The organism is Ancylobacter sp. VNQ12 (assembly GCF_049445835.1).
GTDB lineage: Bacteria > Pseudomonadota > Alphaproteobacteria > Rhizobiales > Xanthobacteraceae > Ancylobacter.
Genome location: NZ_JBMSDU010000003.1, coordinates 20,969 through 36,573 on the forward strand (window position 1 = coordinate 20,969; position 15,605 = coordinate 36,573).

The window sequence follows — 15,605 nt, forward strand, 5'->3', positions numbered from 1 at the left end:
GCACACGCATGGCGAAGCAGGCAGCGGACGCGACGGAAGCCCCCGAGAAGGATGGCGACACCCCGGATAGCCCGTTGCTGGACCTTTCGGATGCCGCCGTCCGGAAGATGATCAAGCTCGCCAAGAAGCGCGGCTATGTCACCTATGACGAACTGAACGAGGTTCTGCCCTCCGAGCAGAACACCTCCGACCAGATCGAGGACATCTACGCGATGCTCAACGAGATGGGCATCAATGTCGTCGAGGCGGAAGAGGCCGAGGCGGAAGCCGAGGGCGAGGAGCCGGCCGAGGCGGCCGACGACGAGGAAGAGTCCGGCGGCGAGGTTGCTGAATCGGCGCCGCGCGCGGTCATCCGTTCCGAGACCAAGTCCGAGCCGGGCGAGCGCACGGACGACCCCGTGCGCATGTACCTGCGCGAAATGGGCTCGGTGGAACTGCTCTCCCGCGAGGGCGAAATCGCCATCGCCAAGCGCATCGAGGCTGGTCGCGAGGCGATGATCGCCGGCCTGTGCGAAAGCCCGCTGACCTTCCAGGCCATCATCATCTGGCGCGACGAGCTGGTGGAGGGCAAGGTCCTCCTGCGCGACATCATCGACCTCGAGGCGACCTATGCCGGTCCCGAGGCGAAGAACGGCCCGATCGTCGAGGGCGGCTCGCTGGCGCCGGAAGGCGAGGAAGAGCGCGAGCCGACGTTGGGCGAGACCATCGCTTCCGACGATGACGACGACATGGAGAACTCGCTCTCCCTCGCCGCCATGGAAGCCGAGATCAAGCCGAAGGTGCTGGAGACCTTCGACGGCATTGCGGACAACTACAAGAAGCTGCGCCGCCTGCAGGACCAGAACGTCGAGTCCAAGCTCAAGAACGAGAGCCTCTCGCCGTCGCAGGACCGCAAGTACAAGAAGCTCAAGGATGACCTGATCCTCGACGTGAAGTCCCTGTCGCTCAACCAGGCGCGCATCGACAACCTCGTCGAGCAGCTCTACGACATCAACAAGCGTCTGGTGTCGCTGGAAGGCCGGCTGATGCGCCTCGCCGAGAGCTTCGGCGTGACCCGTGAGGACTTCCTCAAGCAGTATCAGGGCTCCGAGCTCGATCCCAAGTGGATCAGCCGGGTGAAGAACCTGACCTCGCGCGGCTGGAAGGGCTTCGTCGGCCAGGAACTCGACGGCATCCGCGATCTGCGCTCGGAAATCCACGCCCTCGCCACCGAGACCGGGCTGGAGATCCAGGAATTCCGCAAGATCGTGCAGATGGTGCAGAAGGGCGAGAAGGAAGCCCGCCAGGCGAAGAAGGAAATGGTCGAAGCGAATCTGCGCCTCGTCATCTCCATCGCCAAGAAGTACACGAACCGCGGCCTGCAGTTCCTCGACCTCATCCAGGAAGGCAATATCGGCCTGATGAAGGCGGTCGACAAGTTCGAGTACCGGCGCGGCTACAAGTTCTCGACCTATGCGACGTGGTGGATCCGTCAGGCCATCACCCGTTCGATCGCCGATCAGGCCCGCACCATCCGCATCCCGGTGCACATGATCGAGACGATCAACAAGATCGTGCGCACCTCGCGCCAGATGCTGCACGAGATCGGCCGCGAGCCGACCCCGGAGGAGCTGGCCGAGAAGCTCGGCATGCCGCTGGAGAAGGTCCGCAAGGTCCTGAAGATCGCCAAGGAGCCGATCTCGCTCGAAACCCCGATCGGCGACGAGGAAGACAGCCACCTCGGCGACTTCATCGAGGACAAGAACGCGATCCTGCCGATTGATGCGGCGATCCAGAGCAATCTGCGCGAGACCACGACGCGCGTGCTGGCGTCGCTCACGCCGCGCGAGGAACGCGTGCTGCGCATGCGCTTCGGCATCGGCATGAACACCGACCACACGCTGGAGGAAGTCGGCCAGCAGTTCTCGGTGACGCGCGAGCGTATCCGCCAGATCGAGGCGAAGGCGCTGCGCAAGCTCAAGCACCCCTCGCGCAGCCGCAAGCTGCGGTCCTTCCTCGACAATTGAGGAACACACCGGTTCGGACGGAAAAGGCGGCCGCGAGGCCGCCTTTTCTTTTGCGCGCAGGTCACCGCTAACGCGTCGGTGTTTCCACCAGCAGGCCGACGATGCGCCGCACCAGCGGCAGCACCAGCAGCAGCGTGGGGAAGGCGACGAGCCAGGACAGCCCCCAGGCCGTCGGCCAGGTGGAGAGGAAGTCCGGGCCGGGCCCGAGGCTGCGCAGCGTCGCGATGGCCGAGACCACGAAGGTCATCAGCACCGAGAGCACGAACGGCATGAGAATGCCGGCATAGCGGGCCGGCAGCCTGAAGGATGAAGAACGGGTCGATGAGGGAGAAGGCATTGGCCATCCTCGTTCGGATGGTCCCGGCAGTCCGGATGGCAAGAGCATCCGCCGGCCGGAACCGGGTTGGATGCGTTGCCTGACGTCGGACGCTTACGGCCGGCGCGCATGCGCGTCGACGCCAAACTCATAGCCGAAGCACTGTTGCCGCGCCAGCGGCGTTTCGTCCTTTCCGGGTGGTTGCTCCGCCGGGCGCGCTTTAGCGTCGCGTCATTCCCCGTGGAGGATGGCCGGCCATGTCGCTTGAGTTCCTGCTCGTCACTTTGCTCGTCGTCGCTTCACCGGGTACGGGGGCGCTCTACACGCTGGCGGCCGGGCTGGGGCAGGGGGCGCGGGCGAGCGTGCTCGCGGCCTTCGCCTGCACGCTGGGCATCGTGCCGCATCTGGTTGCCGCGCTGTGCGGCCTCGCGGCGCTACTGCATGCGAGCGCGCTGGCCTATGAGACGGTGAAATATGCCGGCGTCGCCTATCTGCTGTTCATGGCGTGGCAGACGCTGAAGGCGGACGGCCCGCTGCGGGTCGCTGCGGCGGGCAGCCGGCGGGCGCCGTTGCGGGTGATCGGCGACGGCGTTCTGCTCAACCTGCTGAACCCGAAGCTGTCGGTGTTCTTCGTGGCCTTCCTGCCGCAGTTCATCGCAGTGAACGAGGCCCATCCACTCCAGCGCATGCTGGAACTGTCCGGCGTGTTCATGGCGATGACCTTCGTGGTCTTCGCCCTCTATGGCCTGTTCGCCGCCGCGGCGCGCGACCGGCTGATCGAGCGCCCGGCGGCGATGGCATGGCTGCGGCGCAGCTTCGCGGCCGCCTTCGTGGCCCTTGGTGCCAAGCTCGCCCTGAGCGAGCGGTAAGGCTGCCGTCCGCTCACTCGCCCGGAATCGGATGGTTCTTGCGCCGCACGGCGCGCGTCGACATCTCTACATAGGCGATGGTGAAGGCGAAGCCGCTGAAGGCGATCACGGTCGCCGTGAGGAAGATAACGGTTTCGATGGGCATGGCGTCCTCCCTTGTTTCCCAGGGGAAGGCTACGCCGTGGTGCGTTCCGCGCCTTGCGGTAGGTCAAATACCCGCCATGCGCGTCGTCGCCACGGGCTCCCAGTGGCGGCGTTCAGGCGCCGTCGGAGCGGCCATCCTGCTCGGTCGGGAAGCTCCCGTCCTCGCTCGCCTCGCGGGCCGGTGCGGCCGGGCGGGGGGCGGACCTGCGCGCCGGTGCCGGGGCGGCGGGCGCGTCGTCATCGGGCGCGGGCACCGTTCCGGTGGCGGGAGAGGCGGCTGAAGGCTCGTCGACGAGCCCGGCATGTGCCGGGACCACGGGCTTGCCGGTGGCGCCGAAGCACAGGAACCACACCACGAACAGCAGCAGGAAAGTGTGCGAGGCGGCGGTGAAGAAGAACAGCGCCCCCGGCCCGTAGTGTTGCATGCCGAAGGAGGCCAGGGCGGGACCGACCACCGAGCCGATGCCGTAGAGCAGCAGCAGCCCCGCGGCGGTCTCCACCGCGTCGGCCGCGGCCGTGCGGTCATAGGCGTGGGCGGCGGCGAGCGAATAGGCCGGCAGCGACAGTGCGCCATAGGCGAGACCCAGCACGCACAGGCCGAGCAGCCCGAACTCGAACATGCCGAGGGCAAGGCCCGCCATCATCGCGCCGACCATCAGGGCGCCGAGGATGCGCCGCCGGTCCATGCGGTCCGACAGGAAGCCGACCGGCCATTGCGCCAGCGCGCCGGCGACGACGATGGCGCTCATGAAGGTCGCCGCGCCGTCGGCGGTCAACCCACGGCCGATGCTGAAGATGGGGCCAAGGCTCCACAGCGAACCGTTCGCCAGTCCGATCACGAAACAGCCCACCATGGCGACGGGGGCGGCGCGGAACAGGCGGAACACGCGGATGCGCGCGGTCTCGATCGGCGCCGGCTGGCCGCTGCTGGACACCACCACCGGCAGCGTCGCCAGCGAGAACAGGATGGCTCCCAGCGCGAACAGCTCGAAGCTGCGCACCGGGTAGAGCGTGATCATCATCTGGCCGGCGGTGAGCGCGGCGTAGTCGACGATGATGTAGGCGCTCATGACGAAGCCGCGCGTCTGGTTGGTGGCGCGGTCGTTGAGCCAGCTTTCGATCACCAGATAGAGGCCGGCGAAGCAGAAGCCGGTGATGGCGCGCAGCCCGAACCAGACATAGGGGTCGATGAACACCGGATGCGCCAGCATCGTCGCCACCACGCCCGAGGTCAGTGCGGCGAAGGCACGGATGTGGCCGGAGCGGCGCACGAGGTGCGGAACGGCAAGACAGCCGATGACGAAGCCGAGATAGTAGCTCGACCCCAATATGCCGAGGCTGATGGCGCTGAAGCCCTCGAATGCCCCGCGCAGCGGCAGCAGGGTGTTCTGCAGGCCGCTGCCGGTAACGAGGAAGAACACGCCGAGCAGCAGCGCGGCGACAGGGCCAAGAGTCTGGGCCATTATGGAACCAGCTGTGAACGGGTGATTGCGAAGGCGCGATTCGAGCACCTTCTCGAATCATACCGTTCCGGTAGCTGTGTTCTAAGGCGATGTCGAGACGGCGAAAGGCGAGACGGGTAAAGGCATGGTTGATCAGCCGGTGAAACTGAAATCGCGTCTGCTGAGCGCTGAAATCGCCCCGCTGGGCGCGGAACTCGTCCGCCTCGCCGACGGGGAAGGGCGCGACCTGCTGTGGAACGGCGACCCCGCCTTCTGGACTGGCCGGGCGCCGCTGCTGTTTCCCATCGTCGGGCGCCTGCCGGGCGACCAGCTGGTGCACGAGGGCGTGGCCTATCCCATGTCCCAGCATGGCTTTGCGCGCCGGCGCACGTTCATCGTCGAGGAGGCGACCAGTTCCTCCGTGCGCTTCGCGCTGCACGCGGATGAGGAGACGCGCAAGCAGTATCCGTTCGATTTTGCGCTCACCGTGACCTACACGTTGATCGAGGCGACGTTGACCATCGAGGCGGTGGTAAGCAATCCCGGCACTGAGCCGCTGCCGGCGAGCTTCGGCTTTCACCCCGCCTTTCGCTGGCCGCTGCCCTATGGCGGCACGAGGGTCGAGCATCGGATCGTGTTCGAGAAGGCCGAGGTCGAGCCGGTGCATCGCCCGGTCGGCGGGCTGCTGTCGGCGGCGAGCGAGCCGAACCCGGCGGTCGATGCCGTCTTCGCGCCGGACGATGCGATGTTCGAGCGCGACGCGCTGATCTTCCTCAATCCGCGCTCGCGCCACATCCGCTTCGGCGTGCCGGGCCAGCCGGGGCTGGAGATCGCGTTTCCCGGTATGGGGCAGCTCGGCATCTGGTCGAAGCCGGGCGCGCCGTTCCTCTGCATCGAGCCGTGGTCAGGCTATGCCTCGCCGGAGGATGCGCCGGCCGAATTCACCGGGAAGCCGGGCCTGTCCTTCGTTGCGCCGGGCCAGAGCCGGAGCTTCGGCATGGCGGTGCGCTGGCTCACCGATTCCGGCGACGATATCGGCGCCTGAGCGTGCTGCGGGAGAGCTTCACGCCTTGGGCTGAGCCAGGGACTGCGGCGCGGCTGGCGGGCCGCGCCACTGGCTGTCCGAGGCGACGATCCTGTTACGGCCGGAACGCTTGGCCTCATAGAGGGCCGCATCGGCTTCGCTGAGCAGCTGCTCTATGTCGATGTCGTTTCCGGGCTGCGAGGCGATGCCGACGCTGAGCGTCAAGGCGCCGCGCGTCGGATGCTGCAGGCCCGCTGCCTGCACTGTTTCGAGGATGCGTTCGGCGATGCCCACCGCGTCCGAGGCGCCGATGCCGCTGACGATGAAGGCGAATTCCTCGCCGCCATAGCGTACGGCCACGTCGTCCGGCCGCAGCGGCACGCTGGCGAAGATGGCACCGATCCGCCGCAGCACCTCGTCGCCGCTGCGGTGTCCGGCTAGGTCGTTGAGTTCCTTGAACTGGTCGATGTCGGCCATCATCAGCGTCAGCGGCGTGCCCATGCGCTGGCAGCGCAGCCGTGCGCGCTCGATCTCCTCGTCGAAGCAGCGGCGGTTGCCGAGGCCGGTCAGCGCATCGATGCGGGTGAGGCGGGTCAGGTCGAAATTGAGACTGCGTAGTTCGATCTCGTCGACCGCGATCGCCGCGAGCTTCTGCAGCACCCTTATATCGAAGCCCTCGGGAACGCCGGGCTCGTGGCGCATGATGCACAGCGAGCCGATGACGAGGCCGGGCGGCACGATGAGCGGCACGCCGGCATAGAAGCGCAGCGAGAGCTGCGGCAAGGCCGGGTGCCCCTCGAAGCGCTCGTCCGTGCGCAGGTCGCTGACGACCAGCGGCTCGCCGCTCGCCACGATGAGCTGGCAAATCGAACTGCGCCGCTCGATTGAAACGCCGATCGCGCTCGACGTGACGGATTTGAGCCATTGGGTGTCGGCGTTGATGAAGCCGATGAAGGCGAGATCCGCCCCATAGAAGCGCTGCGCCAGCCAGCTCAGCCGGTCGAAGCGCTCCTCGCGCGGGGTGTCGAGGATGTTGCACGCGACGAGCGCCGCCACGCGCTCCGTCTCGTTGGCAGGAGGATCGGGAATACGCCACATCTCGGTTCTCCACGCTCCGGTCGACGCGTCGCAGATGCCTAACCGTCAGAGCCTAGATTCAACCGCTTCGCCGAAATCTTCAACCGAATGTGAGAGATCAGCGATGAAGCGTTCGCACCAACGGTGAATCGTGTTGGTCTCCACCCGATCCATGTTTGTACGCCAACGCTCGCGCCGCTCTTCGATGGGCATGGTCAGCGCGGTGTTGAACGCATCCGCCATGCCCTCGGCGTCATAGGGATTGACCATCAGCGCGCCGGTCAGCTCGTCGGCGGCTCCCGCGAAGCGCGAGAGGATGAGCACGCCGGGATCGCGGGGGTCCTGCGCGGCGACATATTCCTTGGCGACGAGATTCATCCCGTCGCGCAGCGGCGTCACCACCCCGAGCCGCGCCATGCGGTAGATCGCCGCCAGCGTCGCGCGCGGGAAGGGCCGGTTGAGGTAGCGCAGCGGCACCCAGTCGAACTCGGCATATTCGCCGTTGATCGCCCCGCCCAGTTCCTCCAGTTCGCGTCGCAGCGCCCGATACTCGGCGACCTCGCCGCGCGAGAGCGGGGCGATCTGCATCAGCGTTACCTGCGACCGGTGCTCGGGATAGTGCTTCAGCAATTCGCCGAAGGCGGCGAACTTGTTCGGCAGGCCCTTGGAATAGTCGAGCCGGTCAACGCCGACCGCCAGCGTGCGTCCGGCGAGGCTGGAGGCGAGCCTTGCCTCCTCCTCGCTGCCGACAGAGGCCGCCGCGTCCTGCACGAAGGCCTCGGCATCGATGCCGATCGGGAAGGCGGCGACACGGAAGCGCCGCTCGCGCAGGCCCACCACCCCGGCGGGCGCGATCCAGCCGCGCGCCTCGGACGAGATGTAGGTCAGCAGCGCGCGCACATCGTGCTCTGTCTGTAGCCCGACCAGGTCGTAATGCGAGAGGTCGTTCACCAGCGCGGCGTGCGAGGGCAGGCTGAGGAACACCTCGGGCGTCGGCCACGGAATATGGTGGAAATAGCCGACCCGCCCCATGAAGCCGAGCTTGCGCAGTTCCGCCGCCAGCGGAATGAAATGGTAGTCATGCACCCAGACGATGTCGTCCGGTTTCAGGAGCGGCAGCAGCGAGCGGGCGAAATGCTCGTTGACGCGCCGGTAGCCCTCCCAGTCGGAGCGGCGGAACGAGAGTGAACCGAGCCGGTAATGGCAGAGCGGCCACAGCGTGCCGTTGGCGTAGCCGGCGTAATGCGCGCGCTGGTCGTCGGGATCGAGGTCCTGCAGCGCGTAGGTCACGCGGCCGGAACGGAAGATCTTCGGCTTGGCGGCGGCGCCGACCTGGGTCTCCCCGCTCCAGCCGAACCAAAGCCCGCCGCGCTGGCTGAGCGCCTCGCGCAGGGCCACGGCGAGACCGCCGGCCTTGGCGGCGCGCTCCCGAGGGGACGCCACCCGGTTGGATACAATTACGAGCCTCGCCAGAACGCTTCCTCCCATGTCTTCGACAGACGCATGGCCGTGTCGATCAGGCCGACCATCGAGTAGGTCTGTGGAATGTTGCCCCACAGTTCGAGTGTCTGGTTGTCGATGTCCTCCGACAGCAGGCCGGCCTCGTTGCGCCGGTCGAGCAGGCTGGTGAACATCTCGCGCGCTTCGTCGCGCCGTCCGATCAGGTCGAGCGCGCCCGCGTACCAGAACGAGCAGATGGTGAAGGAGGTTTCCGGCAGGCCGAAATCATCCTCGCCGGCGTAGCGCATGAGATAGCCGTTGCGCTTCAGCTCGCGGCCGATGGCGTCGACGGTGGCGACATAGCGCGGGTCGTCGGGCCGCACGAAGCCGAGCTCGGCCAACAGCAGCAGGCTGGCATCGAGCTGCCCGTCCACATCCGCGTCGACGAAGCTGCCCAGCTTCTCGCTCCAGGCGAAGGTGAGGATGCGGGCACGGATCTCGTTGCGGCGGTCGAGCCAGAACTGCACGCGGTCGGGTAGTTGCAGCACGCGGGCAATGCGGGCGAGCCGGTCGCAGGCGGCCCAGCTCATCACCGCCGAGAAGGTGTGGACGCGCTTCTTGCCGCGTAGCTCCCACAGCCCGGCATCGGGCTCGAACGCATAGTCGAACGCCTTCGCGCCGACGCCCTCCAGCAGGTTGAACAGCGCCGTATCGCCGCGATTGGGCAGCCTGGCGTCAAAGAACATCTGCGCCGCGGCGAGGATGACGTGGCCATAGCCGTCATTCTGCACCTGCTCGGCGGCCTGGTTGCCCACGCGCACCGGTCCCATGCCGGAAAAGCCGGCCAGCGCGGGGGCGAAGCGCTCCTCCAATGGCGTGCCGGGCACGATGGAATAGACCGGCGCCAGCCGCCCGGAGGGGTCCGAGGCGATCACCGTGGTGAGGTAGCGGATATAGTCTTCCATCGTGCGGGTGGCGCCGAGCAGGTTCAGCGCGCGCACGGTGAAATAGCTGTCGCGCAGCCAGCAGTGCCGATAGTCCCAGTTGCGGATGGAGTGCGGCGCCTCGGGGATCGAGGTGGTGAGCGCGGCGACGATGCCGCCGGTCTCCTCATAGGCGCACAGCTTCAGCGAGATGGCGGCGCGGATCACCTCGTTCTGCCATTCGAAGGGAATGGAGAGGTAGCGCACCCATTCCCACCAGTAGTCGCGCGTCTTCTCCTCAAAGCCGCGCGCGGTATCGGCGAGGCTGGAGGCGAAGGGCTCGTCCGGACCGAGCACGATTGTCGCCGCCTTGCCGAGCACGAAGGGGCGCTCCTCGCTGACATAGACGATGGGCAGATCGGTGGTGGCGCGCAGGGTGAAGTCGTCGCCGGCGAAGCGCATGTGGTTGGACCCGCGCACCGGGCTGGGGCGCTGCTCGCCCCATTTGAAATGGGGGCGCAGGCGGATGGTGACGCGGCAGGTGCCACTGAGCGGCTCGATCCGCCGCACCAGCATGGCGGGGCGGTAGATGCGGTCATAGAGCTTGAAGCGCGGCGCGAAGTCGGTGATGCGCAGCTTCGCGCCGGCCTCGTTCTCGAGAATGGTCTCGATGATGGCGGTGTTGATCTGGTAGCGCCGCGTCGCCTTCACCTCGCCGTCGAGCACGACGTCGAAGAAGCCGGATTCCGGCTCGGTCCCGCCGAGCAGCGAGGAGAAGATCGGGTCGCCGTCGATGCGCGGCCAGCAGCACCAGCTGATGCGGCCCCTCGGGTCGATCAGCGCGGCGATGGTCGAATTGCCGATGGCGGCGAGATTGAGATTGGCGCTCACGAGCCGACGCGCTCCAAAAGCTCGGGGATGCCGGCGAGCCAATGGCGCACCTCTTCCGGCGTGTCGAGGCGGAAATCCGCCTGCTGGGTGGCGCGCGGGCCGACGGCGACGGCAAGCCCGCCAGCGGCCCGCGCGGCGCGGAAGCCGTCCTCGTCGGTGACGTCGTCGCCGAGGAAGACCGGCTTGCGGCCGGTGAACAGCGCGGTGTTCATGAACTGGGCCACCGCCGTGCCCTTGTCGTGCCCGCCCTGCCGGACCTCGATGACGAAGCGGCCCTTGAGGAATTCGACGCTGCCGTCGAGGCCGCTGCCGAGTTCGATCACCTTGGCCATGATGGCCTCGCCGGACGACGCCACCGCGCGGAAATGCACGGCGAGCGAGAGCGGCTTGTGCTCGATGAACACGCCCGGCCAGGCGGCCAGCTCGCGCTCCAGCGCCTCTTCCAGAGGCCGGCGCCATGTCGGCGTCGGTATCGGCACGGAAGGCGCGTCGGGCGCGAGCCGGATCTCGGCGCCGTGCTGACCGGAAGCGGGGAGCCGCGCCGGTGCGAAGCGCTTGTCCATCCAGTCGATCGTCCGCCCGGAAACCAGTGCGACCGCGCCGTCCAGGGCGAACTGGAGGCGCGTCAGCACGTCGGGGAGATGGTCCGGAATGGAGACGCCTTCGGGATGGTCGGCATGCTCGATCAGGGTGCCGTCAATATCGAGAAAGAGCGCCCAGTCGGCTCGCGGCAGAGGTTGCAGGCGGTCACCTGCTGCGGTCCTTGCTGTCACCATGCCGATCTTTGATGCCTTTGCGTGTAGCTTTGAGGTATCTAAGTAGGGATATGTCTCCCATGCCCTCGACAACGCCTATCTCGAGATGGCGTTCCAATACCCCCGACAAGAAATCTCTGACGGCGCCCGAACAGTCCCGGCCGGCCGGTCGCTACGGCGTGGGAAGCGCCTCGGCGTGGAGCCGGATGCCGTCGCGGCCTTCCGACTTCACCGCGTAGAGGGCCTGATCCGCACCGTGCACCAGGGCGGTGCGGACGGTCTCGACATCGGCATCGGGCACCACCCCGTTCAGGCTCGCCACGCCGATGCTGATGGTCACCCGGCCGAGATGGCTGGTCGCGTCGGCGATAGCGCGCGCGGCGACCGCGCTTCGGAGATGGTCGGCGACCTGCAGCGCCGCCGCCGCATCGGTGGTCGGCAGCACCACGAGGAATTCCTCGCCGCCATAGCGGGCGATCAAGTCGCCCGGCCGGTGCAGCGCTTCCTCCATCGCCTGGGCCACCGAGCGCAGGGCGATGTCGCCCGCGAGATGGCCGTAGTGGTCATTGTACTTCTTGAAGTAGTCGATATCGACCATCAGCACTGAAAGCGGCGTGCCATCCCGCCGGCTGCGGGCGATCTCGCGCGGTAGCAGTTCCTCCAGCGCACGCCGGTTCCACAGCCCGGTGACCGGGTCGATGCGCGCGGCCTCCTCCAACTGGCGGTTGACGGCGCTGAGCTGTTCGTTGGCAAGTTCGAGCCGCTGTTCGAGCGTCTTCTGCTCGGTGATGTCGGTCAGTACGATGCACAGGGCGAAGACCCGCTGCCGGCTCGGCTCGGTGAGGGGGCGTATCGCCACGATGAAGGTTCGCCCGCCGAAGCCGAACTCCTTGTTCGGCACGCAGCCGCCCGCATCGACGGTCGCGAAGTCACGCACCACTTGTTGATAGAGGGCTTCGCCGCACAGGTCGCGGAAGTGCCGACCGACCACGCCGCCCTCCGGCTCCCCGAGCAGGCGCGCATATTCGCGGTTGGCCGCGATGAATAGGCCGGTGCGTCCTATGAGGCAGGTCGCGACCGGGAAGTTCAGATAGACGTGGCGGATGATGTCCGCCGAAATATACGAGAGCATGCGACCGAGCCAATCGACAAGAGTGGGCGCCTGCCGGTATGCAACTGATCCGGAACTCCCGTTCTGACATACCACAATACGTAACCGCCCGAACGGCGCGGGCATAGTCTGGGCATCGCGATGCCCGATTGGCCCCGTCGCGCAGCGCGAGACCTTGCCGCTCGCGGGCGCGCGGTTTACATAGCGCCCGACCCATTCTCATCGGCTTCGAGGGCGTAGCGCGGCGGCGCCGCGCCGCGCGCCCACTACGCGCCGCAGGCGCAGGATCTGGCACATGGCTTCGTATCAGTACGTCTATCACATGCACGGCATGTCCAAGGCCTATCCGGGTGGCAAGAAGGTGCTCGACAACGTGCACCTCTCCTTCTACCCGACGGCCAAGATCGGCATCCTCGGCCCCAACGGCTCGGGCAAGTCGACGCTGCTCAAGATCATGGCCGGCATCGACAAGGATTTCTCCGGCGAGGCCTGGGTCGCGGAAGGTGCGCGCGTCGGCTACCTGCCGCAGGAGCCGCTGCTCGATCCGACCCTGTCGGTGCGCGAGAACGTCATGCTCGGCGTCGCCAAGCAGAAGGGCATTCTCGACCGCTACAACGAACTCGCCATGAACTACTCGGACGAGACCGCGGACGAGATGACGGCCCTGCAGGACCAGATCGAGGCGCAGGGCCTGTGGGATCTCGACAGCAAGGTCGACCAGGCAATGGACGCGCTCGGTTGCCCCGAAGAGGGCTCCGACGTCGCCAGCCTCTCGGGCGGTGAGCGCCGCCGCGTCGCGATGTGCCAGCTCCTGCTCTCGCAGCCGGAACTGCTGCTGCTCGACGAACCGACCAACCATCTCGACGCCGAGACCACCAACTGGCTGGAAGGCCATCTGCGCAACTATCCGGGCGCGATCCTCATCGTCACCCATGACCGCTACTTCCTCGACAATGTGACCGGCTGGATTCTCGAACTCGATCGCGGTCGCGGCATCCCCTATGAGGGCAACTATTCCTCGTGGCTGTCGCAGAAGGCCAAGCGCATGGCGCAGGAAAACCGCGAGGACGAGGCCCGCCAGCGCGCGATCGCCTCCGAGGCGGAGTGGATGGGGGCCTCCCCGAAGGCCCGTCAGGCCAAGAACAAGGCCCGTATCCAGCGCTATGACGAGCTGGTGAAGAAGGCGTCGGAGAAGGCGCCCACCACCGCCCAAATCGTCATTCCGGTGTCGGAGCGACTCGGCAATAACGTCATCGAATTCAACGGCCTTACCAAGTCGTTCGGCGACAAGCTGCTGATCGACGATCTCTCCTTCAAGCTGCCGCCGGGCGGCATTGTCGGCGTCATCGGCCCGAATGGTGCGGGCAAGACCACGCTGTTCCGCATGATCAACGGGCTGGAAAAGCCGGATGCCGGCGAGATCAAGATCGGCGACAGCGTGCAGCTCGGCTATGTCGACCAGAACCGCGATGCGCTGGACGACAAGAAGACCGTCTGGGAGGAAATCTCCGGCGGCAACGAAATCCTCTATCTCGGCAAGCGCGAGATCAATTCGCGCGCCTATTGCGGTGCCTTCAACTTCAAGGGCGGCGACCAGCAGAAGAAGGTCGGCATGCTCTCGGGTGGTGAGCGCAATCGTGTGCACCTCGCCCGCATTCTCCAGCAGGGCGCCAACGTGCTGCTGCTCGACGAGCCGACCAACGACCTTGACGTCGAGACGCTGCGCGCCCTGGAAGAGGCGCTGGAAGACTTCGCTGGCTGCGCGGTCATTATCTCGCATGACCGCTTCTTTCTCGACCGCATCGCCACCCACATGCTCGCCTTTGAGGGCGATGGCCATGTCGAGTGGTTCGAGGGCAACTTCCACGACTATGAGGAAGACAAGAAGCGCCGCCTCGGCGTCGACGAGATCATCCCGCACCGGATGAAGCACAAGAAGCTGATGCGCTGACGTGAAGGGCGGGGCGGCAGGTTCGCCGCTCCGCGCTGTCGCGGCCCTGGCCTGCCTCAGGTCGTGTAGCTCAGGGCCGCGTAATAGCGGTTGCCGTAGTCGGCGATCAGCTGAGCCTTGTCGAGGCCGTTTATGATGCGGCGGGCATTGACCCAGTCGCCCCTGGTTCCCGCGAAGTGGTCGCCCAGCTTGCGGCCGGTGAACCAGCCGTCGATCATGCCGGCGAACAGGATCCGCGTCGCGATGGCCGGATCCAGCGCCAGATCGGGATTGTCGACTAACCGAGTGCCGAGGCCCAGCTTCTGGCCGGCGGTACGATAGTTCAGCTTCCAGGTCAGCTGCACGAAGCCGCGTCCGTGGTATTTAACGCCGTCGCCCGGGGTGGTGTTTTCCATCTTTTTGGCCAGGATCGGCCGCTCGCCCGTGATGTCATAGAGGCGGCGAAACCGTTCATCCGATCCGTATTCGTTGATCGGTCTCATCTGCCGATCGGTCTCGTGATGGGTCGTCGCCAGCATATAGGCCAACCAGCGATCGTCTTTGCTGGCGTGGTTTATGTCCCATTCGTCCAGCATGGCGGACAGGCCGCTCCGCTGCGAGGGCTTCAGCGCACCGCCGAAGAGGTGAAGGCCGACCTGATAAAAGAAGAAGTCGCGATTGAGCGGCATTTCAACCTCCGATTGCGATAAGATCGCGACCATATCTTACGATGTGGATATTGGAAGCTGCATTATGCAATCTATGGGTGTATTTCTGGCGCCGCCACCGGTGCGGCACGCGGATCTCCGTGGGCGGTGACGACAGGGCGTGATGGGTTGGCAGCGGCGCGTGCCTGCGGCATGTTGCCAGCCCCAGGCGGCAATCCGGTCATCCCATGCGCACCACTTCCGAGGACTGGAGCCCGAAGCTCTATTTGACGTTCGAGGACGAGCGCACCCGTCCGCCGCGCGATCTGCTCGCGCAGGTGCCGCTGGCGCAGGCGCGCCGCGTGGTCGATGTCGGCTGCGGGCCGGGCAACTCGACCGAATTGCTGGCGCGGCGCTGGCCGGACGCCGAGGTGATCGGCATCGATTCCTCGCCCAGCATGGTGACGCAGGCGACCGAGCGGCTGCCTGCCGCCCGCTTCGAGGTGGCGGATGTGGCGAAATGGGCGCCGCCGGCCGGCACCGACCTCATCTTCGGCAATGCCGTGTTCCAGTGGGTGCCGGACCATCCCGCCGTGCTGGTCCGCCTGCTCAAGGCGCTGCCGGAGGGCGGCGTGCTGGCGGTGCAGATGCCCGACAATGTCGAGGAGCCCTCGCACCGGCTGATGGCGGAGACCGCCGCCAGCGGCCCATGGGCGGCCAAGCTCGCCGGCGCGGCGCGCGATGTGCTGCCTTCGGTCGGTGCCTATTACGACCTGCTCAGGCCGCACGCCCGGCATGTCGACATCTGGCACAGCGACTATAACCACCCGCTGGCGGGGGCGCCGGCCATCGTCGACTGGTTCAGGTCGACCGCGCTGCGGCCCTATCTGGCGCCGCTGGACGAGGCCGAGCGCGCCGCCTTCATCACCGACTACACTGCCCGCATCGCGCAGGCCTATCCCGCGCGCGTGGACGGCAAGGTGCTGCTGCGCTTCCCGCGCCTGTTCATCCTCGCGGTGCGGTGAGGGGC

General features: G+C 66.7%; 14 protein-coding genes. 5 read left to right on the plus strand and 9 right to left on the minus strand.

All coding sequences use genetic code 11. The annotated features are described in order from the left end of the window. The first annotated feature begins 8 nt into the window (after positions 1-8). Complete coding sequence (gene rpoD, locus ACO2RV_RS06680; RefSeq protein WP_423291112.1) at positions 9-2,006, plus strand: RNA polymerase sigma factor RpoD; 1,998 nt, start codon at positions 9-11, stop codon at positions 2,004-2,006. Positions 2,007-2,073: 67 nt separating this feature from the next. On the opposite strand, the gene ACO2RV_RS06685 is transcribed toward rpoD, so the two are convergent. Next, positions 2,074-2,343, minus strand: coding sequence for a DUF2798 domain-containing protein (locus ACO2RV_RS06685; protein ID WP_423291113.1), 270 nt, complete (start codon positions 2,341-2,343; stop codon positions 2,074-2,076). 236 nt (positions 2,344-2,579) lie between these two features. On the opposite strand from ACO2RV_RS06685, the gene ACO2RV_RS06690 reads away from it, so the two are divergent. Continuing rightward, positions 2,580-3,191, plus strand: coding sequence for a LysE family translocator (locus ACO2RV_RS06690; protein WP_423291115.1), 612 nt, complete (start codon positions 2,580-2,582; stop codon positions 3,189-3,191). A 13-nt stretch (positions 3,192-3,204) separates the two neighbouring features. Here ACO2RV_RS06690 and ACO2RV_RS06695 read toward each other — a convergent pair whose 3' ends face one another. Together ACO2RV_RS06695 and ACO2RV_RS06700 are read right to left on the minus strand one after the other, a co-directional pair. Further along, entirely contained in the window at positions 3,205-3,336 is a 132-nt protein-coding gene (locus ACO2RV_RS06695; RefSeq protein WP_423291117.1) for a hypothetical protein, read from the minus strand. A gap of 112 nt (positions 3,337-3,448) precedes the next feature. Further along, positions 3,449-4,798 (minus strand): MFS transporter, encoded by a 1,350-nt coding sequence (locus ACO2RV_RS06700; RefSeq protein ID WP_423291119.1) that lies wholly within the window; start codon positions 4,796-4,798, stop codon positions 3,449-3,451. Positions 4,799-4,922: 124 nt separating this feature from the next. On the opposite strand from ACO2RV_RS06700, the gene ACO2RV_RS06705 reads away from it, so the two are divergent. Beyond that, positions 4,923-5,822 carry an aldose 1-epimerase family protein gene (locus ACO2RV_RS06705; RefSeq protein WP_423291121.1) on the plus strand — a complete coding sequence of 300 codons (900 nt, stop codon included), beginning with the start codon at positions 4,923-4,925 and terminating at the stop codon, positions 5,820-5,822. Between the two features lie 18 nt (positions 5,823-5,840). Here the strand turns inward: ACO2RV_RS06705 and ACO2RV_RS06710 are convergent, their stop codons facing one another. The 5 genes from ACO2RV_RS06710 to ACO2RV_RS06730 form a co-directional block, all read right to left on the minus strand. Further along, positions 5,841-6,899 carry a diguanylate cyclase gene (locus ACO2RV_RS06710; protein ID WP_423291123.1) on the minus strand — a complete coding sequence of 353 codons (1,059 nt, stop codon included), beginning with the start codon at positions 6,897-6,899 and terminating at the stop codon, positions 5,841-5,843. A 45-nt stretch (positions 6,900-6,944) separates the two neighbouring features. Then, entirely contained in the window at positions 6,945-8,351 is a 1,407-nt protein-coding gene (locus ACO2RV_RS06715; RefSeq protein WP_423291554.1) for an alpha,alpha-trehalose-phosphate synthase (UDP-forming), read from the minus strand. Continuing rightward, entirely contained in the window at positions 8,336-10,132 is a 1,797-nt protein-coding gene (locus ACO2RV_RS06720; protein ID WP_423291125.1) for a glycoside hydrolase family 15 protein, read from the minus strand. Before ACO2RV_RS06720 ends, ACO2RV_RS06715 begins: the two co-directional genes overlap by 16 nt. Continuing rightward, positions 10,129-10,908 carry a trehalose-phosphatase gene (gene otsB, locus ACO2RV_RS06725; protein ID WP_423291127.1) on the minus strand — a complete coding sequence of 260 codons (780 nt, stop codon included), beginning with the start codon at positions 10,906-10,908 and terminating at the stop codon, positions 10,129-10,131. Before otsB ends, ACO2RV_RS06720 begins: the two co-directional genes overlap by 4 nt. Positions 10,909-11,059: 151 nt before the next feature. Then, complete coding sequence (locus ACO2RV_RS06730; RefSeq protein ID WP_423291129.1) at positions 11,060-12,019, minus strand: diguanylate cyclase; 960 nt, start codon at positions 12,017-12,019, stop codon at positions 11,060-11,062. A gap of 274 nt (positions 12,020-12,293) precedes the next feature. Between ACO2RV_RS06730 and ettA the strand changes: the two genes are divergently transcribed. Next, the gene (ettA, locus tag ACO2RV_RS06735) at positions 12,294-13,949 is read left to right on the plus strand and encodes an energy-dependent translational throttle protein EttA (RefSeq protein ID WP_423291131.1); all 1,656 of its coding nucleotides are present in this window, start codon (positions 12,294-12,296) and stop codon (positions 13,947-13,949) included. A gap of 56 nt (positions 13,950-14,005) precedes the next feature. Here ettA and ACO2RV_RS06740 read toward each other — a convergent pair whose 3' ends face one another. After that, positions 14,006-14,617: a glycoside hydrolase family 19 protein gene (locus ACO2RV_RS06740; protein WP_423291133.1), complete on the minus strand. Its 612-nt coding sequence runs from the start codon at positions 14,615-14,617 to the stop codon at positions 14,006-14,008. Positions 14,618-14,823: 206 nt separating this feature from the next. Here ACO2RV_RS06740 and tam point away from each other — a divergent pair, with 206 nt between their 5' ends. Further along, the gene (gene tam, locus ACO2RV_RS06745; RefSeq protein WP_423291135.1) at positions 14,824-15,600 is read left to right on the plus strand and encodes a trans-aconitate 2-methyltransferase; all 777 of its coding nucleotides are present in this window, start codon (positions 14,824-14,826) and stop codon (positions 15,598-15,600) included. Positions 15,601-15,605 lie beyond the last annotated feature (5 nt).